This window comes from Streptomyces sp. TG1A-60 (assembly GCF_037201975.1).
Lineage (GTDB): Bacteria > Actinomycetota > Actinomycetes > Streptomycetales > Streptomycetaceae > Streptomyces.
The window spans coordinates 3,763,078-3,786,874 of the sequence record NZ_CP147520.1; the positions used below are offsets into that span (position 1 = coordinate 3,763,078).

The 23,797-nt window shown below is 71.8% G+C and carries 20 protein-coding genes and 5 pseudogenes; 6 read left to right on the forward strand and 19 right to left on the reverse strand.

The window, feature by feature from the left end; translation table 11 throughout:
• Positions 1 to 80 precede the first annotated feature (80 nt).
• Positions 81 to 731 (forward strand): hypothetical protein, encoded by a 651-nt coding sequence (locus WBG99_RS16005; RefSeq protein ID WP_338896956.1) that lies wholly within the window; start codon positions 81 to 83, stop codon positions 729 to 731.
• Between the two features lie 385 nt (positions 732 to 1,116).
• The gene (locus WBG99_RS16010) at positions 1,117 to 1,317 is read left to right on the forward strand and encodes a type II toxin-antitoxin system VapB family antitoxin (RefSeq protein WP_086800714.1); all 201 of its coding nucleotides are present in this window, start codon (positions 1,117 to 1,119) and stop codon (positions 1,315 to 1,317) included.
• A gap of 189 nt (positions 1,318 to 1,506) precedes the next feature.
• On the opposite strand, the gene WBG99_RS16015 is transcribed toward WBG99_RS16010, so the two are convergent.
• Positions 1,507 to 2,790: an adenylosuccinate synthase gene (locus WBG99_RS16015; RefSeq protein WP_338896957.1), complete on the reverse strand. Its 1,284-nt coding sequence runs from the start codon at positions 2,788 to 2,790 to the stop codon at positions 1,507 to 1,509.
• Positions 2,791 to 2,999: 209 nt separating this feature from the next.
• Between WBG99_RS16015 and WBG99_RS16020 the strand changes: the two genes are divergently transcribed.
• The 3 genes and pseudogenes from WBG99_RS16020 to WBG99_RS16030 all read left to right on the forward strand — a co-directional run bounded on the left by WBG99_RS16020 (position 3,000) and on the right by WBG99_RS16030 (position 5,282).
• Positions 3,000 to 4,034 (forward strand): diacylglycerol kinase family protein, encoded by a 1,035-nt coding sequence (locus WBG99_RS16020; protein WP_338896958.1) that lies wholly within the window; start codon positions 3,000 to 3,002, stop codon positions 4,032 to 4,034.
• Positions 4,035 to 4,045: 11 nt separating this feature from the next.
• A pseudogene (locus tag WBG99_RS16025) lies at positions 4,046 to 4,848 on the forward strand (ABC transporter permease); the annotation flags it as partial.
• Between the two features lie 206 nt (positions 4,849 to 5,054).
• Positions 5,055 to 5,282 (forward strand): hypothetical protein, encoded by a 228-nt coding sequence (locus WBG99_RS16030; RefSeq protein ID WP_338896959.1) that lies wholly within the window; start codon positions 5,055 to 5,057, stop codon positions 5,280 to 5,282.
• A 162-nt stretch (positions 5,283 to 5,444) separates the two neighbouring features.
• Here WBG99_RS16030 and WBG99_RS16035 read toward each other — a convergent pair whose 3' ends face one another.
• The 10 genes and pseudogenes from WBG99_RS16035 to WBG99_RS16080 all read right to left on the reverse strand — a co-directional run bounded on the left by WBG99_RS16035 (position 5,445) and on the right by WBG99_RS16080 (position 13,718).
• A complete protein-coding gene (locus WBG99_RS16035) occupies positions 5,445 to 6,662 on the reverse strand; it encodes a cytochrome P450 (protein ID WP_338896960.1) in 1,218 nt (405 codons plus the stop codon).
• 84 nt (positions 6,663 to 6,746) lie between these two features.
• On the reverse strand, positions 6,747 to 7,412 hold the full coding sequence (locus WBG99_RS16040) for a response regulator transcription factor (protein WP_338896961.1): 666 nt from the start codon (positions 7,410 to 7,412) through the stop codon (positions 6,747 to 6,749).
• Positions 7,409 to 8,755, reverse strand: coding sequence for a histidine kinase (locus WBG99_RS16045; RefSeq protein WP_338896962.1), 1,347 nt, complete (start codon positions 8,753 to 8,755; stop codon positions 7,409 to 7,411). The genes WBG99_RS16040 and WBG99_RS16045 overlap by 4 nt, the downstream gene beginning before the upstream one ends.
• Positions 8,756 to 8,851: 96 nt before the next feature.
• Positions 8,852 to 9,184, reverse strand: a pseudogene (locus WBG99_RS16050) (response regulator transcription factor); the annotation flags it as partial.
• 68 nt (positions 9,185 to 9,252) lie between these two features.
• Positions 9,253 to 10,119, reverse strand: coding sequence for an alpha/beta hydrolase (locus WBG99_RS16055; RefSeq protein WP_338896963.1), 867 nt, complete (start codon positions 10,117 to 10,119; stop codon positions 9,253 to 9,255).
• Positions 10,120 to 10,350: 231 nt separating this feature from the next.
• Positions 10,351 to 11,562: a kynureninase gene (gene kynU / locus WBG99_RS16060; RefSeq protein ID WP_338896964.1), complete on the reverse strand. Its 1,212-nt coding sequence runs from the start codon at positions 11,560 to 11,562 to the stop codon at positions 10,351 to 10,353.
• Positions 11,555 to 12,400, reverse strand: coding sequence for a tryptophan 2,3-dioxygenase family protein (locus WBG99_RS16065; RefSeq protein WP_338896965.1), 846 nt, complete (start codon positions 12,398 to 12,400; stop codon positions 11,555 to 11,557). The genes kynU and WBG99_RS16065 overlap by 8 nt, the downstream gene beginning before the upstream one ends.
• A gap of 150 nt (positions 12,401 to 12,550) precedes the next feature.
• A pseudogene (locus tag WBG99_RS16070) lies at positions 12,551 to 12,625 on the reverse strand (DUF3151 domain-containing protein); the annotation flags it as partial.
• A gap of 53 nt (positions 12,626 to 12,678) precedes the next feature.
• Positions 12,679 to 13,476, reverse strand: coding sequence for a recombinase zinc beta ribbon domain-containing protein (locus WBG99_RS16075; RefSeq protein WP_338896966.1), 798 nt, complete (start codon positions 13,474 to 13,476; stop codon positions 12,679 to 12,681).
• 2 nt (positions 13,477 to 13,478) lie between these two features.
• Positions 13,479 to 13,718 (reverse strand): hypothetical protein, encoded by a 240-nt coding sequence (locus WBG99_RS16080; RefSeq protein WP_338896967.1) that lies wholly within the window; start codon positions 13,716 to 13,718, stop codon positions 13,479 to 13,481.
• 35 nt (positions 13,719 to 13,753) lie between these two features.
• On the opposite strand from WBG99_RS16080, the gene WBG99_RS16085 reads away from it, so the two are divergent.
• Entirely contained in the window at positions 13,754 to 14,173 is a 420-nt protein-coding gene (locus tag WBG99_RS16085; RefSeq protein WP_338896968.1) for a DUF3151 domain-containing protein, read from the forward strand.
• 113 nt (positions 14,174 to 14,286) lie between these two features.
• Here WBG99_RS16085 and WBG99_RS16090 read toward each other — a convergent pair.
• The 8 genes and pseudogenes from WBG99_RS16090 to WBG99_RS16125 form a co-directional block, all read right to left on the reverse strand.
• A pseudogene (locus tag WBG99_RS16090) lies at positions 14,287 to 15,758 on the reverse strand (MFS transporter).
• 339 nt (positions 15,759 to 16,097) lie between these two features.
• Positions 16,098 to 17,120, reverse strand: coding sequence for a class II fructose-bisphosphate aldolase (gene fbaA, locus WBG99_RS16095; RefSeq protein ID WP_338896969.1), 1,023 nt, complete (start codon positions 17,118 to 17,120; stop codon positions 16,098 to 16,100).
• Between the two features lie 166 nt (positions 17,121 to 17,286).
• On the reverse strand, positions 17,287 to 17,841 hold the full coding sequence (gene pyrE, locus WBG99_RS16100; RefSeq protein WP_338896970.1) for an orotate phosphoribosyltransferase: 555 nt from the start codon (positions 17,839 to 17,841) through the stop codon (positions 17,287 to 17,289).
• Between the two features lie 32 nt (positions 17,842 to 17,873).
• Positions 17,874 to 18,668, reverse strand: a complete 795-nt coding sequence (locus tag WBG99_RS16105) for an aldose 1-epimerase (protein WP_338896971.1) — start codon at positions 18,666 to 18,668, stop codon at positions 17,874 to 17,876.
• Positions 18,669 to 19,214: 546 nt separating this feature from the next.
• The gene (locus WBG99_RS16110; RefSeq protein ID WP_338896972.1) at positions 19,215 to 20,210 is read right to left on the reverse strand and encodes an SRPBCC family protein; all 996 of its coding nucleotides are present in this window, start codon (positions 20,208 to 20,210) and stop codon (positions 19,215 to 19,217) included.
• A gap of 141 nt (positions 20,211 to 20,351) precedes the next feature.
• Positions 20,352 to 21,994: pseudogene (locus WBG99_RS16115) on the reverse strand (polyamine aminopropyltransferase).
• A gap of 205 nt (positions 21,995 to 22,199) precedes the next feature.
• Positions 22,200 to 22,721 carry a DUF2617 family protein gene (locus WBG99_RS16120; RefSeq protein ID WP_338896973.1) on the reverse strand — a complete coding sequence of 174 codons (522 nt, stop codon included), beginning with the start codon at positions 22,719 to 22,721 and terminating at the stop codon, positions 22,200 to 22,202.
• A 552-nt stretch (positions 22,722 to 23,273) separates the two neighbouring features.
• Positions 23,274 to 23,657 carry a hypothetical protein gene (locus WBG99_RS16125; RefSeq protein ID WP_338896974.1) on the reverse strand — a complete coding sequence of 128 codons (384 nt, stop codon included), beginning with the start codon at positions 23,655 to 23,657 and terminating at the stop codon, positions 23,274 to 23,276.
• Positions 23,658 to 23,797: the final 140 nt, after the last annotated feature.

Genomic DNA, 23,797 nt, shown 5'->3' on the forward strand with positions numbered 1-23,797 from the left:
CGCTTCCCTGACCACTGTGTGCCGTACGCGAACGTATCCGTACCGTGCGTGTGCGTGCCGGATGACCGAGGAGTTCTCTTTTGGCCTGTGACCTCTGGCTGGTCCCCCTCGTCGACGTGTTGTGCCACACGCCCGACAACCCCTTCGCCGAGGAACTCGCGCTCTACAACACGCTGCTGGGCGAGGCCGGGCTGCCGCCGGTGCCGGTGTTCCCGTACATGCCGGGGCTGACCGGGGAGGTCGCCCCGGTCGCGGGCTTCGACTACGACGCGCTGCACTTCCTGCGCCGGGCCTATCTGCTGCAGGTGTGCGGGCTCGCGGTGACGCCGGTGGACGCGCTGGGCGGTGACTACGAGCAGCTGCTGGAGATGTTCGAGACGACGGCCCAGCAGTCGCATCTGGTCTGGCACTACGACCACGCGGGCGCCTATGTCCCGGTCGACTTCCCGCATCCCCTGGCCAACGACGAACTGCTCGCCGGTGGAGGCCCGTTGGGCTCCTCCCAGGGCCTGCTGCGGGAACTGGAGTTCGTCGCCCCGGCCATCGGCATCGACCCGGCGAACCCGCCGGCGCCGCCCGAAGCGCCGCTCGCGCCCACGGAGTTGGAGGAGCCGGCCGTCCCCGCGCCGTACGATCCCAGCCCCTTCGCCCGCGAGCGGCACGTCTGGCTGGGCCTGCACGCGGCGGCGACGCGGAGCCTGGCGCAGGGGTCGATGATCGTGTTCAGCTGAGGGCGCCTCCGGCCGTCAGCGCAGCTTGGCCAGGCCCTTCTGCAGGTCGTCGAGGTTCATGACTTCGCTTACTCCTCGCTCGGTTGTAGTCCCACTTCCAGTCGGTCACAACCCTGCCTCGGCCTCGGCATCCGCGTGGATCTTCCTGATTCGGCGACGGCGGCCGTGGGGTCCGTCTCAGCCCCATCGGGTTCGAGGAGCGGCACTCCGCCGACCAGGCAACCGCCGACCGGTGAACCTGAAACCCCGCCAGCCCGCCCTGACCAGCTAGTGCCGTATCAAACGACGTTCGCCCTGTTGTTGTCCCGTGCCACCGAACCGCAGCGGGAAACGAGATCACTGCTGTGCGGCTGTTAGAGTCCTGGACCGATGAAGGGGGTCGCTCGTGGCCAAGGTCAACATCAGTCTCGATGCCGAACTGGTGGTGGAAGTGATGGTCCTGGCCGGGGTCGGCTCGCCCCAGGACGCCGTCGAAGCGGTCGTGCGTGACTACATCGCCCGGGGACACCGCACCGAGGCACGCACCGAGCTCAAAGACCAGAGCCTGCGCGAGGTCGAGGTCAAACCGCAGGAGCCTCAAGGCTGACCACCGTGGGGGCGACGAACGACGTTCCCGCTCGTCACGCAGCAACCTGACATTCGCCACCCGGAATCTCAGCGGCATCCCGTCTCCTTCATGGCGGTCAGACTGGTCAGACCGTCCGGCCGCCGTCGCGTGTACGCGACGGCGGCCGACCCCGTTACGGGTCGACCGCCTCGCCGGCAGTGCGACGGACTAGATGAACGAGTTGATCTCGATCGTCTCGTCGCGGCCCGGTCCCACGCCGATCGCGGAGATCGGGGCGCCGGACATGTCCTCCAGCGCCTTGACGTAGTTCTGGGCGTTCTTCGGGAGGTCGGAGAACGACTTCGCCTTGGTGATGTCCTCCGACCAGCCCGGCAGGGTCTCGTAGACCGGCTTCGCGTGGTGGAAGTCGGACTGCGAGTACGGGAGTTCCTCGACCCGCCTGCCGTCGATCTCGTACGCGACGCAGACCGGGATCTGCTCCCAGCCGGTGAGCACGTCGAGCTTGGTGAGGAAGAAGTCCGTCAGGCCGTTCACACGGGTCGCGTAGCGGGCGATGACCGCGTCGAACCAGCCGCAGCGGCGGTCGCGGCCCGTGGTCACACCCCGCTCGCCGCCGATGCGGCGCAGCGCCTCGCCGTCCTCGTCGAAGAGCTCGGTCGGGAACGGGCCCGCGCCCACCCGGGTCGTGTACGCCTTGAGGATGCCGATGACACGGCTGATCTTCGTCGGCCCGACGCCGGCACCCGTGCAGGCACCGCCCGCGGTCGGGTTCGAGGACGTCACGAAGGGATAGGTCCCGTGGTCGATGTCGAGGAGCGTGCCCTGCCCGCCCTCGAAGAGGACGACCTTGTCGTCGTCGAGCGCCTGGTTGAGGACCAGGACGGTGTCGGCGACGTACGGCGCGAGCTTGTCGGCGTAGACGAGCAGTTCCTCGACCACCTGGTCCGTGGAGATGGCCCGGCGGTTGAAGAGCTTGGTGAGGACCTGGTTCTTGACGTCGAGGGCCGCCTCGACCTTCTGCGTCAGGATCGACTCGTCGTACAGGTCCTGCACGCGGATGCCCACACGGTTGATCTTGTCCGCGTAGGTCGGGCCGATGCCCCGCCCCGTCGTGCCGATCTTGCGCTTGCCGAGGAAGCGCTCTGTGACCTTGTCGAGGGTCACGTTGTACGGCGTGATGATGTGAGCGTTGCCGCTGATCAGGAGCTTGGACGTGTCGACGCCACGCTCGTTCAGACCGCTCAGCTCGGAGAGCAGGACCGACGGGTCGACGACGACTCCGTTGCCGATGACCGGAGTGCACTCCGGAGTGAGGATCCCGGAAGGGAGGAGGTGAAGGGCGTACTTCTGGTCACCCACGACTACCGTGTGGCCGGCGTTGTTGCCGCCCTGGTAGCGCACCACATAGTCAACGGATCCGCCTAGCAGGTCCGTCGCCTTTCCCTTGCCTTCGTCACCCCACTGAGCACCGAGCAGCACAAGTGCGGGCACGCGCGTACACCCCTTCCGGGCGGGGCATGTCCAAGGTCAGGGGCGCACGCGGTGGCTCATATCCGCCGCGCGCGCCGGCGACCGCCGGCGACCGCCGTTGGTCGCAGACTGTCGGACCCGGGTGCCCCGGAATAGACGAAGCCCCTGGCGCAACAGCGCAAGGGGCTCTTGCACAAAGATGCTACCCGAGGAAGCGAGGCAGGACCGAGGTGGTGACTCCCGACCAGCTCCTCGTGGTCATCGACCCCCTCGCCCGTCACACGGACGGTGAGGCGGTACGGATCGCGAAAGACGTGCTCAGCGCCGGTGCGGCGAGTACGAAAGTATGCCTTCCCGAAGGGCCCGAGGAATTCGCGCGAGCGCTCTCGCGGCGCGGTTCGCGGCGGCCGGTGGTGGTCGGCGACGACCGCGCGCTGCTGCGGGCCGTGGCGCATCTGCATCGGCAGCGGGAGCTCACCGCGTGCCCCCTCGCCCTTGTCCCCGTGGGTCCGTCCCTGGGACTCGCCCGCTCCCTCGGGGTGCCGACCGGCCCGGTCGCCGCGGCCCGAGCGGCCCTCGACGGCGTCGAACGACGGCTGGATCTGCTCGTCGACGACAGTGACGGGGTGGTGCTCGGCACGCTCCGGATCCCGGCGCTGCCGGGATCCGCGCCGTGGGAGACGGAGGGCGAGGCGGGCACCGGGCCGGGTGCGGACGCGGATGCGTCCGACGCGTATACGGAACCGGGCGGGGAGACGGGTGCAGGAACGGGAGCGGGAGCCGCCGGGGACGACGGTTCCCCGGCCGGGGGCGGTCACCACCACTCCTGGCTGCGCGCCTGGCCGCAGTCCCTCGTCCGTACGTTGTCGACGCGTCCTTCGCTGCCCGCCCGGATGTCCCGCCCCCTGCGGCCGTCGCGCACACGGGTCGTGGCGGGCGGCGGGGGCGGGACCGGGCCCTGGCGGCTGCGGGTGGAGGTGGACGGAGTGACCCTGGTCGACCTCGACCAGCCCGTGGACGCCGTGTCCGTCACCCCCGGCACGGACGGCGGTGCCGACGTCGAGGTCCGGCCGGTCTCGGTGGGCGCCGAGGCGACCCCCCTGCACGCGGTCGGCCACCGGGTGACCGTGTCCGGCGCGGACTTCCGCTACCGCGCGGACTCCCTGGTGGCGGGACCGGTACGGACCCGGACGTGGACGGTACGGGAGCGGGCGTGGGGGCTGACGCTGCCGGGGCCGGGCCACTCGTCATCAGCGACTCGCTGACAACGTACGGGCTCGCGGGGCGCCGGGACGTCGGCATGAGCTTCCTGCCGACCCGGCCCGGACCCGCGACCGGCCGACTGGGTACGGCCGGCGCGCTGGCCTGGCGGCTCCAGCGCGGCAGCGTCCTGGGCTGGAGCATCGGCTTCTTCCTCGCCGGGCTCGTCTACGGCGGGCTGACCGAGGGCACGACCGACTTCATCGGCGACAACGAGCGCGCCCGCGAGATCATCGAACGCATGGGCGGCCAGTCCGGCCTGACGAACGCGTTCCTCGCCTCGATGATCGGCATGCTCGGCCTGATCGCCGCGCTGTACATCGTCAGCGCCGTGCTGCGCCTGCACGGCGAGGAGACGTCCGGGCGGGCGGAACCGCTGCTCGCGAACTCGCTGGGCCGGCTCCGGTGGGCGGCCGGGCACCTCTGCGTCGCCTTCGGCGGAGCTGTGTGGATCATGGTCCTCGCCGGTCTCGGCTTCGCTCTCGGCTACGGAGAGGAGGTCGGCCCCGTCCTGGGCGCGTGCCTCGTCCAGGTCCCCGGGGTGTGGGTCATCGGCGCAACCGCCGTCCTGCTCCACGGGCTCGCCCCCCAGCGGCGCCGGCGGCCTGGGGCCTCGCCGGACTCGTCCTCCTGATCGGCTGGATCGGCCCCGCGCTCGACGCTCCCCGGGCGCTCCTCGACCTCTCCCCCTTCGGCCACCTCCCGAAGCTGCCGGGCGGGCAGATGGAGTGGACTCCGGTGCTGGTGCTGACCGGGATCGCCGTGGTGCTGGTGGCGGGCGGGCTGGCCGCGCTGCGGCGGCGGGACCTGAGCGGCTGAGGGCGTGTTGCGGTCGCGCCCCGCCCCGAAGAACCACGGCACTAAGAAGGAGCGTCCCTTCCTGCATGGGTCGAACGAAGCAGCCGGAGGACGAGGGGACGGGTTTGGTGGGAGGGATGAAGGAGCCGGGCGGGGCGGGGCGGAAAGGGGACCGGCGTCCGGACCGGCAGAGCGCGTGGGGCTGCGCTGGCTGTGCGTTGTCGGCGGTGGGCGCGACACTCGCGACGCTCGTCTGGAGCACCTCGTCCCGCACCCGGCGCCACCTCGGCGGCGGCTTCGAGGGCGAGGACATGGACTACACCGTCCTCGCCACCGAACTCCCCTTCGTCGCCCTGGCCGGAGCCGCCCTCCCGGCCGTCGTCTGCCTGCTGATCGCCCTGTTGGTGGCCCGGCGACGGAAGACGCCAGGCCCAGGCCCAGGCCCTGCCCCGTAGTCGGACCCGGACTTGAACTCGTGCGCGGGTTCGGGCGCGGGCTCGCAGTCGGGCGCGGACTCGCTGTCGCAGTCGGGCTCGGGCGCGGGCTCGCAGTCGGGCTCGGGCTCGTAGTAGCGCTCGGGCTCGCGAAAGGGTTCGGGTCCAGGTGGCGTGGGGTCGTCAGACCTCGACGGGCAGGCCGTCCAGACCCCGGATCACGAAGTTCGGCTTCCGTGTCGGCTCGGCGGCGAGGGCGAGGGTCGGCGCCTTCTGCAGGAGGGCCGTCATGGAGGCGGCCAGCTCGATACGGGCGAGGGGGGCGCCGATGCAGTAGTGGATACCGGCGCTGAAGGAGATGTGCGGGTTCTCCTTGCGGCCCAGGTCCAGTGTCTCGGGGGCGGCGAACACGGACGGGTCGTGGTTCGCGGAGCCGAACAGCATCGCGATCTCCGCACCCCGGGGAACCGTCGTACCGTCGATCTCGATGTCGTCCAGCACCCAGCGCTCGAACAGCTGCAGCGGTGTGTCGTACCGCATCAGCTCCTCCACCGCCGACGGCACCAACGAGTGGTCCGCGCGCAGGGCCGCCAGCTGCTCCGGGTGCCGGAACAGCACCCACCAGCCGTTCACCGTGGCGTTCACCGTCGCCTCGTGGCCCGCGTTCAGCAGCAGCACGCAGGTCGAGATCATCTCCTGCTCGGTCAGCCGGTCGTCCTCGTCGTGCGCCGCGATCAGCCCCGAGATCAGGTCCTCGCCCGGCTCCGCCCGACGGTGCGCGATCAGGTCCCGCAGGTACTCCGAGAACTCCACCGACGCCCGCACCGCCCGCTTCGCCGTCTCCTGCGACGGGCTCAGCTCGTACATCCCGCAGATGTCCGCCGACCAGGGCCGCAGCTGCGCCCGGTCCGACTCCGGGACACCGAGCATCTCGGCGATCACCGCCACCGGAAGCGGCTCCGCGACATCCGTCAGCAGATCACCCCCGCCGGCCTCCACCAGCCCGGCCACCAGCTCACCGGCCAGCTCCTCCACATACGGCTTCAGCCGCTCCACCGTGCGCGGTGTGAACGCCTTCGACACCAGCCGCCGGATCCGCGTGTGGTCCGGAGGCTCCAGGTCGAGCATCCCGTGGTCGTTCAGCGTGTGGAAGGGCTCGTGCTCCGCCGGCGGGGCGCCGCGACCGAAGTCCTCGTGTGTGAACCTGTGCTGGTACGTCCGCCCGAGCCGCCGGTCCCGCAGCAACGCCGCGACGTCGGCGTGGTGCGGAACGAGCCACTGGTTCGTGGGCTCGAAGTACTCCACCCGGGCCCTGGCCCGCAGCTCCGCGTACGCCGGGTACGGGTCGGCCACGAAGTCGGGGTCCCACGGGTCGAACGCGAGATCGGAAGCAGCTGCCATGAACGGACGCTAACCCGCGAGCGGCCCGGATGACCAGGGGGAACCGGTGCGTGACCTCGACAAAGCCGCTTTTCCGGTGCCCTGTCAACCGGGTGAGACCAGCCGGGCCTCGTAGGCGAACACCGCCGCCTGGGTGCGGTCGCGGAGCCCCAGTTTGACCAGGACCCGGCTCACATGGGTCTTGATCGTGGACTCGGCGACCACCAGGCTCTCGGCTATCTCCGAGTTGGACAGGCCCCGGGCGATGAGGACCAGGACCTCCGTCTCCCGGTCGGTGAGCTCCCCGTACGCCAGCCGGGCGGCCGACGAGGGGCGGGAGGTCTGGGCCAGCTTGGAGAACTCCGTGATGAGGCGCCTGGTGACGGACGGCGCGAGGAGGGCCTCGCCGGCGGCCACCACCCGGACCCCGTCGGCCAGCTGGCGGGCCGAGGCGTCCTTGAGGAGGAAGCCGGAGGCTCCCGCGCGCAGCGCCTGGTACACGTACTCGTCGAGGTCGAACGTGGTCAGCACCAGCACCTTCGCCCCGCTGTTCGCCGCCATGATCTCCCGGGTGGCCTCGATGCCGTTCAGTTCGGGCATCCGGATGTCCATCAGGACGACGTCCGGCGACAGCTCCCGGACCCGGTCGACCGCCTCCCGGCCGTTGACCGCCTCCCCGGCCACCTCGATGTCCGGCATGGCGCCGAGCAGCACGGAGAATCCCTCGCGGACCATCATCTGGTCGTCGGCGATCAGCACGCGGATCGTCATGCGCCGGCCTCGCTCCCGGTGGACACGGGCAGGAACACCGTCACCTCGTACCCTCCGTCCTCCGTCTCGCCCGTCGCCATCTCGCCGTTCAGCATCGTGACGCGCTCGCGCATGCCGGTGAGGCCGTGGCCCGCTCCGTGGGTGGACTTCACCAGGGTCACCTCCGGGGACGGGCCGTTGACTACGCGCAGGCCGAGGCCGCCCAGGACGTAGCCGATCTCCACGCGGGCCGTCGCGCCGGGTGCGTGCCGCAGGGTGTTACTGAGAGCCTCCTGGACGATCCGGTACGCCGACAGCTCCACACCCTGCGGAAGCTCGCGGACCGCTCCGGTGACCGCCTTGGCGACCGGGAGACCGGCCTCCCGGACGTTGGTGAGCAGGCCGTCGAGGTCGGCGAGGGTGGGCTGGGGGGCGTCCGGGGCCTCGTAGTCCTCGGCGCGGACGACCCCGAGGACGCGGCGCAGCTCGGTGAGGGCGGCCACCGCGTTCTCCCGGATCGTGGCGAAGGCCTGCTCCAGCTCCGGCGGCGGGTTCTCCACGCGGTAGGGGGCGGCCTCGGCCTGGATGGCGACCACCGACATGTGGTGGGCGACCACGTCGTGCAGCTCGCGGGCGATCGTGGTGCGCTCCTCCAGGAGGGTGCGCTTGGAGCGCTCGTGCGCGGTCACCGTCTGCTGGGCGGTCACCTCCTGCCGGGCCGTGCGGCGTATGGTCAGGGCGGCGGCGGCCAGCAGGGTCATGGCGGAGACGATGAGCATCGGGCCCGTGTTCGACGCGTAGTGGCCCCCGCCGAGGGCGCCTCCGACGAACAGCCCGTACGCCGCGGTCAGGCCCCACATCCAGGCGGCCGTGCGCGGCCGGGTGCGCAGTGCCACGACCGTCATCACCACGAGGTGGGCCGCGAAGTTGCCCCTTGCCCACGGCCAGTCATCCCACATGTCGCTGAACATCACGGCCAGGGGGTTCGCGGCCATGGACGCCCAGAAGGCCGCCACGGGCCGGACCAGCGTCAGCAGGACCGGGCACAGGGCGAGGAAGGCAGCCACCGTCGCAGGGAACCCGCCACCGCCGCCGGCGGTAGCGGCGGTGGCCATCGAGAACAGGCCGGCCGCCACCACGGCCGCGTGCGGGACCCAGGCCGCGTACTCGCGGAGGCGGCCGGACAACCGGCCGGTGAACGGGCCGTCCGTCTTCATCGCGGGCAGCGGTCGGTAGGCGAACGCGTCGTGGAACAGGTCCTGCCGGAGCCTGCGCCACACGTCCACCGCCATGCGGAACTCCGGGCTTGTCGGCTTCCCCCCGCCGCGCGAGGGCATCGTCTGCGTCTGGGTCGTCTCGGTCACGTACAGAACGGTATGCGCACCCCGAGGTCGCGGTCGTCCCCAGCGAGAGGGTTCCCGGGCGTCCCTCTCAGGTACTACGGGGCCCCGGGGTCCGCCTCAATACCCCGACGGCCGCACCAGTCCCGACTCGTACGCGAACACCGCCGCCTGCGTCCGGTCCCTCAGGCCCAGCTCCACCAGGATCCGGCCCACATGGGTCTTCACCGTCTGCTCGGCGACGAACAGGTGCCTGGAGATCTCCGCGTTCGACAGGCCCTGCGCGATCAGAGCGAGCACCTCCGTCTCCCGCTCGGTCAGGTCACCCATCCGTTCCTTGAGCGGGGCGCGGGGCCGGTCGTCCAGCCGGGAGAACTCGGCGATCAGCTTGCGGGTGACGACCGGGGCGAGCAGCGCGTCGCCGGCCGCGATCACCCGGACCGCCTCGGCGAGGTAGGGCCGGGGGTCGCTCCTGCGGGTATGACCCGGGGATCTCTCCTACGGGCACCCAGGAAAGCCGCTCACCACGCCAGTTGCGCGATCTCCTCCACCACCACCGCGCACGCGTCCGCCGCCGGGTCGATGAGCGGGAAGTGCCCCACGTCCTCCAGCAGCGTCACCCCCACCATCTCCCCGGCCTTCGCCGCCGCGTCCGCGTACGACTCGGCCACCGCCTGCGGCACGTCGACGTCCGTGCGTCCCTGGACGAGGGTGGTGGCGATGCCGGTGGGCAGCAGCAGCGCCGGGTCCGCGTACGGCTGCCGTTCGGCGAAGTGCTCGTCTCCACCCAGGAGTTGCCGTACGGCGCCGCCGCACACACCCAGTTTGTCGGCGACCGCGAAGTCCGCGATCGGGGCGAGGGCGACCACACCGCGCAGGGCCGCCGGGCCGCCGGCGCGCCAGGGCGAGTCGGCGGGCAGGACGTGCCGGGCCGCGGCCCACAGGGCGAGGTGCCCGCCCGCCGAGTGGCCGGTGAGGACCGTACGGCGCGGGTCGGCCTGCGGCAGCAGTTCCCGGACGAGCGCCGGTAGGGCGTCCAGCGCGGCCGCGACGTCGTCGAAGGTGTCGGGCCAGCGGCCCGCGCCGGAGTCGTCGTCACCGCCGCGCCGGTACTCGGCACTGGCCACGGCGAACCCGCGCCGGGCGAGAAACTCCGCGAACGGGCTGATGTGGCGCCGGTCGTACGGCGCCAGCCAGGCACCGCCGTGCAGCACGAGGACGACCGGGGCGGGCCCGCCCGGGCCGGCCGCCCCGCGCGGGGCATAGAAGTCGATCACCTGGTCGGGGTGGTCGCCGTAGGCGGCGGTGGCGTCGGGGGCGACGGGCGCGTGGGAGAACGCCGACTTCTCCTCGGCAGCGGCCCGTGCCGCTGCGACGTCGTCCGTCATGCTCCAACCTCTCAGCGTTCAAACGTATGTGGCGGACCAGGTGGGGATTGGCCGTTGGCCGGGACGGTATCAGGCGCGTGACATGCGCGGACACGGGGATGTCACGCTCGGTGAAGCTCAAACTGTTCTGTCGTTTCCTTGCGGCGGTGGGGAGTTGGGGCTTCCGGCCGCCCGCCCGGTGCGAACGGCCCCCGCGGCGGCGGGGGCCGTTCACCGTTCGTCACCGGGAACTCACGCCAGCGTCTCCGCCAGAACCCGCGCCGCCCGCTCCACGTCGGCGAAGCCCACGTACAGCGGCGTGAAGCCGAAGCGCAGCACGTCCGGCGTCCGGAAGTCGCCGACCACACCCCGCTCGATGAGCCGTTTCATCACGTCACCGGCCCCGTCGCAGCGCAGGGCGATCTGGCTGCCCCGCTCCGCGTGCGGCACCGGCGTCAGGTACTCGACCCTGCCCTCGGGCACGTACTCGGCCACGCAGTCCAGGAAGAAGTCCGTCAGCGCGAGCGACTTGGCCCGCACCGCCTCGACCGGCACCCCGTCCCACACCTCCAGAGCCGCCTCCAGGGCGAGCATGGAGAGGATGTCCGGCGTGCCGACCCGGCCGCGCAGGGCGCCGGGGGCCGGCTCGTACCCGCTCCGCATCCCGAACGGCTCGGCATGGGAGTTCCAGCCGGGCAGCGGGGAGTCGAAGCGGTCCTGAAGCTCCCGGCGCACGTACAGGTACGCCGGTGAACCCGGCCCGCCGTTCAGGTACTTGTAGGTGCAGCCGACCGCCAGATCCACGCCGTGCTCGTCCAGCCCCACCGGCAGTGCGCCCGCGCTGTGGCACAGGTCCCAGACGACGTACGCGCCCGCCCCGTGCACGGCGGCCGTCAGCGCCGGCAGGTCGTGCAGCCGGCCGGTGCGGTAGTCGACGTGGTTGAGGAGGACGGCGGCGGTACGGTCGCCCAGCGCGCCCGGCACCTCCGCCGGTGCCACCGGCCGCAGCGTGCAGCCGGTCATCCGGGCGGCGGACTCCGCGATGTACCCGTCGGTGGGGAAGGTCGTGGCGTCGACGAGGATCTCGTCGCGGCCCTGCCCGGCGAGCCGCACCGCCCCCACAAGTGCCTTGAAGACATTGACACTTGTCGAGTCGCCCACCACGATCTGCCCGGGCGCCGCTCCGACCAGCGGCGCGATCCGGTCCCCGATCCGCTCGGGCGCGGTCCACCAGCCGCTCTCCTCCCAGGACCGGATGCGCAGCTCACCCCACTGGCGGCGTACGACGTCCTCGACCCGCGCGGGAACGACGGCCGGCAGCGCGCCGAGCGAGTTGCCGTCGAGATAGACCCCCGCGGCGTCAGCCGCATGATCAGACGCAGTGTCGAGGACGAAGGCGTCCCGCTTGCCGCGCAGGTCGTCGGCGGCGTCCAGCTTCTCCGCACGCATCGCGAGTTCAGACATGGGAGCGCGCCGTCCACAGCTCGGGGAACACGTGCTTCTGCGCCCGCTTCTCCAGCCAGGCCACTCCGGCGGAACCGCCCGTGCCGGTCTTGGCGCCCATCGCGCGGCGGGTGGCGACGAGGTGGTCGTTGCGCCAGCGCCACACCAGCTCGGCGACATCGCTCAACGCCTCGCCGAGCCGGGCGAGTTCGTCGCCCTCGTCGCCCGAGTAGACGGCCGTCCAGGCGGCCTCCACCTCCGGGGACGGCTCGTAGCGCAGCGACACGTCGCGCCCCAGCACGGCCTGAGGGATGTCGTACCCGCGCCGCGCGAGCAGTCGCACCACCTCGTCGTACAGGCTCGGCTCGTGCAGCGCCTTCTCCAGCTCGGCGTGCAGGCGGGGCGCGCCCCGGTGCGGGACCAGCATGGACGCGGACTTGTCGCCGAGCAGGAACTCCATGCGCCGGTACATCGCCGACTGGAAGCCGGAGCCCTCGCCGAGGGCGGACCGGTACGAGTTGAACTGGGCCGGCGTGAGCTGGCCGAGCGGCTTCCAGGAGGCGTTGAGCGCCTCCAGCTCGCGTACGGACCTCTTCAGCGCGGCGGTGGCGGTCGGTACGTCCTCACCCCGCAGCGCTCGCGCCGCCGTCTCCCACTCGTGGACGAGGACGGTGAACCACAGCTCCATCACCTGGGTCGTGACCAGGAAGACCATCTCTCCGGGGTCGTCGGAGAGGGGGTGCTGGAGGTGGGTGAGCACGTCCGCCCTGACGTAGTCCTCGTACGGGGTCGTGCCGTGGAAATCGAGATGCGGGGTCTCGGGCTCCGAAGCCTCGTGGGGCTGAGCCTGGTGGGACATCGCTGTCTCCTGCTGTGTACTCCGGGTAGCGGTCCGCCCCTGCCGATTCCGACACGGGGGCCCCGGTCCCCACCGGCATGGTCGGGGATCCGGCCACACGATCGCAAGGTCCGCCTGGTCACCCCGGGCGGACCTGCGACAAAGCCCCGGTCAGCTCAGGGTCTGCGCCGCCGTCGGGGAGGAGTCCTTCAGGAACTGCGAGCAGCGATCGTACTCCTCCTGCTCGCGTGAACGAACGAAGCCGGGCCCCAGTCGCAATGGGGCCCGGCTTCCGTCTGTCACCTGAGCACCGGCTCGATGTCCGCCGGGTCGAAGATCGGCCCGTTCGACGCGGGCTTGATGCCGACCGCGCGGAAGACCTTGAGGACGGCGGCGCGCTGCTGCTCGATCGTCAGTTTCTCCCACCGCGCCCGTATGTCGATGGGGCCGGCCGAAAAGGTCGCGACCTCCGCACGGTGCAGGGCTCGCTCCCGGTGCAGTTCCGCGATCGGCTTCTCCAGGTCCTCGGTGAGCGCGATGTAGCGGGCGGCCGACATGCGCTCTTCCTGCCACGCCTGCTTGAAGTCGGCCATGTTCCGTTCCAGAGAGGCAAGTTGCTCCTCCTTGGTCCATTCCGGCGCGTGCTCACGGACGCTCGCGAGCGCCTTGTCCGAGCTGAGGAACACCGCGTTCCTGACGAGGCGGTCGACCGGTTCACCGGCCCTGGCCACTCCCCCGCATCCCCCGTCGTTCTTACCGGGGCACGCGTACCTGAACTGCGATGACGTCTTCGACTTCCGGTACGACGGGAAGGCCCGCATCTTGGCACCGCACCTTCCGCACCGAGCGATGCCGGAGAGAAGGTACTTGGTGGCGTAGTCCCGTACGTCCCGCCCCTCCCCCTCTCGCCGAACCTTCTCCGTGAGCAGGTACCAGTCGTCGGGGGTGACGATCGGCTCCCAGTCGCCGACGACGGGCTCACCACTCTCGTCCAGGAACAACTCACCCTGGTGCATCCGGTATCCGCAGATCCGCGGGTTCATCAGCATCCGCTTGATCTTGGAGTCGTCGAAGAGACCGCCGCTGTGCGACCTCACCCCTAGCCCCGCCACTCACGCGCGATCGACGCCCAGCGGATGCCGCCCAGGAAGTCCTTCACCGCCTTGCGGAGGTTCTCGGCCTCTTCCGGCACCAGCGTCCTGCGGTCCTCGCGGTTCCATCCGTACGGCGCCCGGCCACCGGGGAGCTTGCCCTGCGCCGCCAGTTCCAGATGCTTGCGCTTCCTACGCCGCGAGGTGTCCGCCGAGGACTTGTTGGCGATGGTGACCCTGATGCGCATCCCGAAGGCCCATCCCCAAGTGGCAGACTGCTTCTATGACGACGCACAAGAACCTGCTCGGCGGCCCGGACCCGACCTACCTGCCGGAGAACGAAGAGGCGTACCGCCTGCTGGGCGAGGAGTCCCAACCGCCGGTCGAGGTCGCGGCGAAGCACCCTACGTTCTCGCTCGCCTGGGCCATGCTCGCCGACGACGCCTTCGAGGCGGGGCGAGTGGTCGAGTCGTACGCGTACGCCCGGACCGGCTATCACCGCGGCCTGGACTCCCTGCGCCGAGCCGGGTGGAAGGGGCATGGCCCCATCCCTTGGGACCACCGGGCCAATCGCGGATTCCTGCGTTGCCTCGCCGCCCTTGCCCGTGCCGCGGGCGAGATCAACGAGAAGGACGAGACGGAACGTTGCTGGCAGTTCCTCAAGGACAGCAGCGCCGAGGCGTACACGGAGCTGAAGCGGTAGTCGCCGCAGCTGAAACGTCTGTGCCGCCGTCACTCAGGCAGCGGCGGCGGCACGGGATGCGGAAACTGCACGATCACACCTCGCCCCCGCCGTGGGCTGCCGCCCCTGCCCCGCTACTTGTCCGTGGCCTCGTCCGGCTGCGGGCCCTCCAGGGGTGGTGACGTCACGCAGGCGTGGGTGTGGCATTCGGGGTGGTGGCAGTCCGGAGCGGGGCGGCGGACGGTGGTGTAGGCGAGGGCTGACGCGGTGACCAGGGTGGCCGCGCAGGCGATCATCGCCGTGGCGAAGGCGGTGTCGAACCGGGCGGGTGAGCGGTAGGCCTCGGGGCCCATGCCGGCGATCAGGGGGAGGGCGGCCACGGCGAGGAGGCCGGCGGCGCGGGCGGCGGCGTTGTTGATGCCGCTGGCGAGGCCGGCGTGGTCGGTGGTGACGGAGGCGAGGACGGTGGCGGTCAGCGGCGCGACAAGGGTGACCATGCCGAGGCCCATGACCAGCAGAGCGGGGAGGACGTCCGCCGCGTACGAGGCTTCGGGGCCCACCCGGAGCATCAGCAGGACGCCCGCCGCACACAGCAGAGGGCCGACGGTGAGGGGGATGCGCGGGCCGACGCGTTCGCCGAGGGCACCCGCGCGGGCGGAGAGGACGAGCATCAGGACGGTGATGGGGAGCAGGGCCGCACCGGCTCCGAGGGCCGAGTAGCCGGAGACCACCTGGAGCTGGAGGGCGGTGAGGAAGAAGAAGCCGCTGAAGGCCGCGTACACGAACAGGGTGACGATGTTGACCGCCGTGAACTGGCGGGACCCGAATATCTCCGGCGGCATCATCGGGTCGGCACGGTGGCGTTCCACGTGGACGAAGGCCACGGCAGCCGCCACGCCGGCGAGTGCGGTGGCCACGACCGTCACCGAGCCCGCTCGGGCCTCGATCAGCGAGTAGGTGAGGAACGCGAGGGACGCGGCACCGAGCGTGGCGCCCAGGACGTCGAAGCCTCCGGCGTGACCGCGGCCGTCCGCCGACTCCGGTACGTGGCGGGCGGCGACCGGGACGCAGAGGAGTGCCAGGGGGACGTTCAGCAGGAAGATCCAGCGCCAGCCGGGACCGTCCACCAGCCAGCCGCCGAGGAACGGACCGACGGCCGCGCCGATGCCGCCGAAGCCGGACCACAGGCCCACCGCCCTGGCCCTGTCGTCGGGGTGGAAGGAGGCTTGGATGAGGGCGAGGGAGCCGGGGGTGAGGAGTGCGCCGCCCACGCCCTGGAGGGCTCGGGCGGCGATCAGCACGCCGGCGTTCGGGGCGATGCCGCAGAGGAGTGAGGCCACGGCGAACCACACCACGCCCACGACGAAGATCTTGCGGCGGCCGAAACGGTCGCCCAACGCGCCGCCGAGGAGGATCAGGCCGGCGAGGGTGAGCATGTACGCGTTGACGGTCCACTGGAGGGCGGCGAGGTCGGCTTCCAGGTCCAGGCCGATGCGGGGGAGGGCGACGTTGACGACCGTCGAGTCCAGCATGGCCATGCTGGAGCCGAGCACCGTGGTCAGCAGAATCCACTTGCCCCGGGGGAGGCCAGGCGTACGTCGGCCATGGTCGGAATCATCTCCCTTACGGGGGCGATCGGGCCAGGTGTGCGGGTGCGCGAGGTGAGCGGGTGCGGGAGCTGAACGTGCCCGGAGCCGTGGGACGGGCGGTGAGGGTGCGGGCCGGGCGGGATCGCGCGGCCCGCACCCTCATGGGGTGCCGCCGCGCCCACCCTCCCCGCTCTCGACTTCGCTCGACCGGGAGGGACCCCCATCGCCCAAGCGACACGGCGGCCCGTCAGCCAGGGCGGTCGGGACAGCCGGGGCTGGCCCCCGACGCGGCTGCTGCCCGCGGTCGCTCGTGCGGCTGCGGGCAGGGATGGCGGCGAGGCCGCCATCCCTACGACTTACTTGATCTTCGTGCCCGCCGAGCGGAGGTTCCCGCAGGCCTCGACGACGCGCGCGGCCATGGACGCCTCGGCGAGCTTGCCCCAGGTGCGCGGGTCGTAGGTCTTCTTGGAGCCGACCTCGCCGTCGACCTTCAGGACGCCGTCGTAGTTCTTGAACATGTGGTCGGCGACGGGGCGGGTGAAGGCGTACTGGGTGTCGGTGTCGATGTTCATCTTGACGACGCCGTTCTCCAGGGCGGTGCGGATCTCCTCCTCCGTGGAGCCGGAGCCGCCGTGGAAGACGAAGTCGAAGGGGGACTCCTTGCCGAAGCGGGCGGCGACGCCCTCGTTCAGCTCCTTGAGGAGGTCGGGGCGCAGGACGACGTTGCCCGGCTTGTACACGCCGTGGACGTTGCCGAAGGACGCGGCCAGCAGGTAGCGGCCCTTCTCGCCCAGGCCCAGCGCCTCGGCCGTACGGATCACGTCGTCGACCGTCGTGTAGAGGGAGTCGTTGATCTCGTGGGAGACGCCGTCCTCCTCACCACCGGTCGGGGTGATCTCGACCTCAAGGATGATCTTCGCGGCGGCGGCGCGGGCGAGGAGTTCCTGGGCGATGGAGAGGTTGTCGGCGAGGGTCTCCGCCGAGCCGTCCCACATGTGGGACTGGAAGAGGGGGTTCTCGCCGCGCGCGACCCGCTCCTCCGAGACCGCCAGCAGCGGCCGTACGTAGCCGTCCAGCTTGTCCTTCGGGCAGTGGTCCGTGTGCAGGGCCACCGTCACGGGGTACTTCTCGGCCACGATGTGCGCGAACTCGGCCAAGGCGACCGAGCCGGTCACCATGTCCTTGCTGTACTGACCGCCCAGGAACTCGGCGCCGCCGGTCGAGATCTGGACGATGCCGTCGCTCTCCGCCTCCGCGAAGCCGCGCAGCGCGGCGTGCAGCGTCTGGGTCGAGGTCACGTTGATGGCCGGGTAGGCGAACTTGCCTGCCTTCGCCCGGTCGAGCATCTCGTTGTAGACCTCGGGGGTTGCGATGGGCATGGTCCGCTCCTTGTATGTGCGGGTGGCGTTGTGCTTACGAGCCCTGACCTAGGGTTGCGACATCATCGTCGGCCCCATCCTTCCAGACATGACCGGATGCTCCGGCCAGGGCGTCCCGAACTGCTCGGTGAACCCTGGCCTCGGCGCTCCCCCGGTCGGGGCGAGCTCAGTCGAGGCCCAGCTCGTCCTTCGAGAACGCGAAGCGGTACGGGACGCCCGCGCCCTGCTCGATCTTCTCGGCGGCGCCGGTCGCCCGGTCGACGATGGTGGCGACGGCGACGACCTCCGCGCCGGCCGCACGCACGGCCTCGACGGCGGTCAGCGGGGAGCCGCCGGTGGTGGACGTGTCCTCCACGACGAGGACCCGGCGGCCCGCGATGTCGGGCCCCTCGACCCGTCGCTGCATGCCGTGCGCCTTGGCCGCCTTGCGGACGACGAACGCGTCGAGCCTGCGGCCCCGCGCGGCAGCCGCGTGCAGCATCGCGCCGGCGACGGGGTCGGCGCCCATGGTGAGCCCGCCGACCGCGTCGAAGTCGAGGTCGGCGGTCAGGTCGAGCAGTACCTGCCCGACCAGCGGGGCGGCCTCGCCGTCGAGCGTGACGCGGCGCAGGTCGACGTAGTAGTCCGCCTCCAGGCCCGACGACAGGGTCACCTTGCCGCGCACCACGGCCTTGTCCTTGATCTGCTGCAGCAGCGATCCGCGTACGTCCACGTCAGTCATGGCAGCCAGCTTAAGGGGGCCCTTATGTCCCCTTACAGCCGCCGCCAGGTCCAGGTGGTCGTGGCTTCGAGGGGGTCGATGGGGGTGACCAGACGGGGGTGGGTGTTGAGGCCGTCGGGCGGGCCGGTCTGCGGCTCGACGCACACGGCCTCCGCCTGCTCGTCGTAGACGACGACCCACTCCTCCCGGGAGGCGACCTTCAGCTCCAGCCGGCCCGGCCAGGTGAGGGTGACGTCGACGCCGCCGGGCATGCCGAAGCAGTCGTCCCAGGGGCCGGGCTTCGGGTCGAGGCGGTTGCCGGTCGGGAGGTGGTCCGCGCCGCGCTCCTCCTGCCAGGCGGGTGTGAAGTCGATCCGTACGTCCTCCCCGCCGCCCGCCAGGTTCCGGTTGAACCAGGGGTGCCAGCCGATCTGGGCCGGGAAGGAGGAGTCGTACGTCTCCACGGAGATGGTGAGGGTGAGGGCGTCCGGGGTGAGGGCCGCCACCTGGGTGACGCGTCCGGGGTAGGGCCAGGGCTCGACGAGGTCGTAGGTGAGGACGGCCTGGGTGTCGCCGTGGCTCGCGACGCGCCACGCTCCGTCGCGCGCCGTGCCGTGGATGGCGTGGGGCGGGGCGTTCAGGGGCATCTGCCGCACGCTGCCGCCGCTGAGGAACCGGCCGTCCCGGATGCGCCCGCACCACGGCACCATCGGAAAGCACCCGAACCGCTCGCCCTGACGCAGCAGTTCGACCCCACCGACGCGCAGCCCCGCCACCCGGCCACCGTTCCCCGGCGCCAGCACGACCTCCGCGTCACCCGCGGCCAACGTGATCTCTTCGCTACTCACCCCTTCGACCCTACTGGGCCCGCCGGCCCAGCAAGTTCAGGGCGCTCGACAGGGTTCAACGGAGTGCGACGCGGTTAGGTGGGAGCCCGGTGGGGGCAGTCCCACGAGTTGAAGAGCACTCCGCCCAGCGTGCCGGTTCCGTGGTAGCGCGCCTGGCTCCACTGGGCCGCGGACATGGCCGAGGCGTCCACTCGGCGAAGGGGCGCGCCGAGCTGCTCGCGGCCGAGGACCACGAACCCCGCCGCGCCGAACGCGTCCGCCCACGACGGCGGTACGAGGAACTCGTCGTCGTAGGGTCCAGGCGCTCCCGGACGAACGCGATCCAGGGGTGGTGGATGTGGCAGAGAACGACGCTCTCGGCCGTTTCATGGATCACCGAGGCGGTGTGGAAGGTCCTGGGACAGCTCCGTTCCTCCATCTGTCCCACCCGCCCTCCGGTAGCGCGGGCGACCGTGTAGAGGGCGGTGCGGAACGCCCGTCCGTCCGTCTTCGGCGGCGGCCTCTCGTCGAGCCCGAAGAGGCCCGAGGCTCCCGGCGGCGTCGGCATCAGCGGCGTCTGCGGAGGGCGCGGCTCACGATGACGGCGGTGGCGACGGCCAGGGCAGCCGCCGGGGCCGCCCAGCGGAGAGCCGCGCTCGCGGAGACGGTCTCGGGCGCCGGGACCGGGGCGTACCGGCCTCGTGGCGGCGCGTGGTCCACCTCCTCCGCGCTGCGGCCGATCATCGTCCGGCGCGCGTGCGCGGCCTCGGCCGGCGGCTCGTTCCCGGCGACGAAGTCGCCCTCGGCGAAGGGGTCGAGGGGCGACGGGGGGACATCGCTCTCGAAGGCGGAGGCCGGGGGCTCGTCCTCGCCCGAGGCTCCGGTGTCACCTGTGGGTCCGGCGGCTTCGGTGTCAGCGGTTCCGGCGGCTTCGGCGTCCGTGGTGTCGGCGGACTCTGGGGCTTCGGCGGATTCGGCGGATTCGGCGTCAACGGTCGGGGCGTCCTCGCCCTCGTCCTCGCCCTCGCCCTCGTCCTCGGCTGGACCTCCAGCGGCCTCGGGAGCCTTGGTCTCGGGGGCAGGGGTTCCTTCTTCCTCCTGCTGCCCCTGCCTCGTCCCCTCTTCCTTCTCTCGCTCTTCGTCGGCCACGGCCCCCAGGTTCTCCGCGAACCTCCCCAGCAGCCGTGTCACCGCCGAGGACACCCCCTCGGGCGGGAGTTCGGTCACACGGCCGTCGGCGGTGGCCGTGCCGACGTAGGTGAGGGTGGTGCCGCCGAGGGCCGGGACGAGGCCGAGGGTGAGGGTGAGCTGGACGGAGCCGGTTCCGCGGGATTCGGTCGCGTCGCCCTCGACGGCGTAGGAGCCGTCGTCCTGGGGGGTGACACGGAGGGCGCCGCGGTAGGTGATGGTGTGGCCGGCGACGCGTACCCTCAGGCGGCCGGCCACGGGTGGGGTCCCCGCGTCCTGCTGGAGCCCGGGGACCGCTCGGGCCACCCGCTCGGGGTCGGACAGCGCCTCCCGGAGGCGGCCGACGGGAACCGGAACGAACACCTCATGCTCCATGGCAGTCGAGCCTACCCAGCAGGCGCCGCACCGCACCCGTACATACGCGTTATCGCTCGCGTTCCGCCCCGAGCGGCCCCACCCGGCCCACCCAACCCAACGGCCCACCCAACCCACCCGGCCCATGCGGTCGCACGAGGCTCAGCCGGCGTACCTCGGATGCACCAGCGTCGACGGCGGCAGCCCCTCCACGCGGTCGTCCGCGTCTAGTCGTACCGCCCCTGCGCCGAGGTCCGGCGGCGGGAGGCGGGCATCCGACGGCATCGGCGTCGGCGTCGCCAGGACGAAGCCCCAGTCGTGGGGCACGCGGGAGGTGTGGGCCGTGCGGTCGGGGCCGGTGACGAAGCCGGGGTCGGGTGCGGTGACACGGTAGGGGGTGGTGTGCAGCCCGGCGGCGCGGACGGTCGCGTCGACCGTCCAGAAGACGTGCCGACGGGACGACACCGGGCCCGCGTGCACCACGATCCGGCCGTCGTGGGCCAGGACCTGGCGGGCCAGGCCGTAGAACTCCTGCGAGTACAGCTTGGTGCTGGCGGTGATGCCGGGGTCGGGGAGGTCCGAGATCACGACGTCGTACGTCGCCGTCGAGCGGGCGTCCCGCAGCCAGGCGAAGGAGTCCTCCGTGAAGACGCGGACGCGGTCGTCGTCGTAGGCGTGGCCGTTCAGGGCGGCGAGCGCGGGGTCCGCGCGGGCCAGGCGCACCACGCCCGGGTCGAGTTCCACGACGTCGACCTGGCGTACGTCCTCGTGGCGGAGCACCTCGCGGGCGGCGAGCCCGTCACCGCCGCCGAGGACGAGGACGCGCGTGTGGGGGCCGGCGTTCATGGCGGGGTGGACGAGGGCCCGGTGGTAGCGGTGTTCGTCCCGGCCGCTGATGCGCGGTCGGCCGTCGAGGAAGAGGGAGAGCGGGCGGCCGTCCCGGCCGCCGGTGATGACGACCTCCTGGATGCCGGTCCGCAGCGCCACCCGTACGTCCGTTCCGTACACCGCGCGCCTGGCCGCGCGTTCGAAGTCGTCGACGTGTACGGCGGCGGTGGCGAGGAGGCCGAGGACGGCGAGGTTGGTGACCAGCAGCAGCCAGCGGGCGCGGCGGCTGAGGTCGTGGCGGAACAGGCCCAGGACGAGGGCGCCGCCGACGAGGGCGTTGACCGTGCCGGTGAGCAGGGCGCCGGTCAACTGGCCGAGCCAGGGCAGCAGGAGGAAGGGGAAGGCGAGGCCGCCGACCAGCGCGCCCACGTAGTCGGCCGCGAACAGGTCGGCGACGGCGCCGACCGCGTCCTGCCGGCGGATGCGCTGGATCAGCTCCATCAGCAGCGGGACCTCGGCGCCGATGAGCAGGCCGATGGCGAGGGAGAAGGCAACGAGGAGGTAGCGCGAGCCGCTCGCCCAGATGCCGCCCCAGTCACCCGTCCAGGCGAACGCCGCGTACAGCGCGAGGGCGCTGCAGCCGCCGACGAGGGCGAGGGCGGCCTCGATGACGCCGAAGCCGAGGGCCGCGCGGGGGCGGAGGGGTTTGGCGGCGAGGGAGCCGATGCCCATGGCGAAGACCATGACCGAGAGGACGACGGAGGCCTGGGTGACGGAGTCGCCGATCAAGTACGAGGCGAGGGCGACGAGTTCGAGCTCGTACACGAGTCCGCAGGCTGCGCAGACGAAGACGCCGGCGAGGACGAGGAAGCGGCCGAGTCCTGGGCGGACCGGTAGCCATGCCTGGGCGCCGGGGCCCCCGTGGCCGCGCCAGGGGGAGGGGCGCCGGGGGGTGCGGGGGCGTGCGGCTCGATCACTCCTGGCACGCTACCGTCACGCGTGCGCTGCACTGGGTCACCCACACGGGTGGTCTGCGACGCTTTGACGGGTGCCTGACGGCCCGTGGGTTCGGGTCGTTCGGCGGCTGCGGGTGAGTCGTGGCTGCTCGCGCCCACGCTGCGAAGCCGCGTAGGTGACACCACCCGCGCCCCGAGAAGCCGGGGCTGCGCCCCGTACTTCTCCTCAGAGCGCCGCAGGGATTTGCACCCCGACCCTGGTTCTCGTGGCGACCAGTTGGCCGTCCTGTGGATACGCGTGCCACGTACGCCAGTGCACTTGGCCCTCGTGGTGCTGGGCGAGCATCGCGGTGAAGGCGTGGGGGCTGCCGGGGAAGACTCCCGCGAGGCCGTGCGGGTGGTCGGAGACGAGGGCCAGCAACTCCTGGGCGCGGCCTGCGAAGGAGCCCGGGGAGAGGACCTCGACGCGGGCGGCGAACTCGTACTCCCAGTCGCCCATACGGGTGGCCACGCCGAGCGGGAGGGGCGTGCTGGAACCCGGGATGCAGGCGACCGTCTCCGAACAGTTGCCGCCCTGCTCCTCCTCAAGAAGTACCTGGTGGGACGCGCCGAGCAGCCGCAACTGCAGTTTGACGTTCGCGAGTTCGAGGTCGAGGGCGGCGAGCGCGGGCAGCGGCTCGCGGCCCAGGGCCCAGGCGAGGTCGGTCGCGCGCGTGTCGGTGTAGGCGGTGTTCAGGGTCGTGAGCATGGGTCGGCTCCGCAGCGACGCAAAGATGAAGAGGAGTGGGTCCGGCGCACCCCGGCCGGCACCGGGAGATACAACCCGGTCAGCCAGGTCAGGTGAGGACGACGTCCCAGTCGGTCCGGTCAGGCCTGCCGGGAGGGACATCCGGGGGCTGCGTCGGCGATTTATAGGGAATCATGAACTGTGGCGCCACCACAGCGTTTTTACCCAACTTGATGTGCTTTCCATCCCCTCGAGGGCTGCCCAGCTCAACTGTTCAACCGGGCGCACGCCCCACCCGCCGATGTGCTCCTCGCACGCCCACCGAGCAGGTGCGCGAACTCCGGGGAGCGCCCGCCGGACAACCCGGTTCACCCGGCGTACTCAGGCGTGCACCGGAGTCCCATCCGAGCGCCGCCCTCACCGGCCGGACGGGACCGGGCAGACGCACGCGAGCGCGGCTCCGACGTGCCCGTCCACGCGCCTGCCCCCCGACGAGCGCGTGTACACACACGAGCGCCTACCGGGAGACGAATCCCGGCAGGCGCTCGTGCCGTGGAGCCCAGCTGCCCCGTGTCAGCTGCCTCCACCGCATCCGCCACCGCCACCGCCACCGCCGCAGGAGGAGGACCCGCCACCGCAGGACGAACCGCTGCTGCCGGCGCACGACGAGGAGCTGCCGCAGGACGCTCCGCCTCCGGACGACGATCCCCTGTCGTCGTTCGAGGCGGCAGGGAACGACCCGGGGTCGCCGACGCCGGTGGCGCCGAGCACCCACCAGCTGTTGTCGCCGCCGCCGGAGTCGTTGCCGCTGCGGCTGCCCCGGTGGGCGTTGCCGCCCCGGCGGGCGGGCGGGCGGCGGCGTGCCGCGTCCGCCCTGCTCAGGCTGACGGCCACGCCGACCACCACCACGACACAGACCACCGCCAGGATGATGCCGAGCACCGCGATCGCGTTCATGGCGTCACCTTCCCCTCTTCCCGAGTCCCCCGAAGCCGCCCCCCGTGGGCGCCTCGCTCACCTGCGTGTCGCGGGGATGCCCCCGCGCCCCGTTGCTCGAAGCCGAGCCGAGCGAGTCCAGAGCTCCGCCGTACGGACCC

Bases quoted from the DNA above. Each gene is read 5' to 3' on its own strand.
- WBG99_RS16035 (WP_338896960.1), bottom strand. From the start codon at position 6,662: ATGGCAGCTGCTTCCGATCTCGCGTTCGACCCGTGGGACCCCGACTTC.
- WBG99_RS16040 (WP_338896961.1), bottom strand. From the start codon at position 7,412: ATGACGATCCGCGTGCTGATCGCCGACGACCAGATGATGGTCCGCGAG.
- WBG99_RS16055 (WP_338896963.1), bottom strand. From the start codon at position 10,119: ATGACGGACGACGTCGCAGCGGCACGGGCCGCTGCCGAGGAGAAGTCG.
- kynU (WP_338896964.1), bottom strand. From the start codon at position 11,562: ATGTCTGAACTCGCGATGCGTGCGGAGAAGCTGGACGCCGCCGACGAC.
- WBG99_RS16065 (WP_338896965.1), bottom strand. From the start codon at position 12,400: ATGTCCCACCAGGCTCAGCCCCACGAGGCTTCGGAGCCCGAGACCCCG.
- WBG99_RS16080 (WP_338896967.1), bottom strand. From the start codon at position 13,718: ATGCGCATCAGGGTCACCATCGCCAACAAGTCCTCGGCGGACACCTCG.
- WBG99_RS16085 (WP_338896968.1), top strand. From the start codon at position 13,754: ATGACGACGCACAAGAACCTGCTCGGCGGCCCGGACCCGACCTACCTG.
- fbaA (WP_338896969.1), bottom strand. From the start codon at position 17,120: ATGCCCATCGCAACCCCCGAGGTCTACAACGAGATGCTCGACCGGGCG.
- pyrE (WP_338896970.1), bottom strand. From the start codon at position 17,841: ATGACTGACGTGGACGTACGCGGATCGCTGCTGCAGCAGATCAAGGAC.
- WBG99_RS16110 (WP_338896972.1), bottom strand. From the start codon at position 20,210: ATGGAGCATGAGGTGTTCGTTCCGGTTCCCGTCGGCCGCCTCCGGGAG.
- WBG99_RS16120 (WP_338896973.1), bottom strand. From the start codon at position 22,721: ATGCTCACGACCCTGAACACCGCCTACACCGACACGCGCGCGACCGAC.
- WBG99_RS16125 (WP_338896974.1), bottom strand. From the start codon at position 23,657: ATGAACGCGATCGCGGTGCTCGGCATCATCCTGGCGGTGGTCTGTGTC.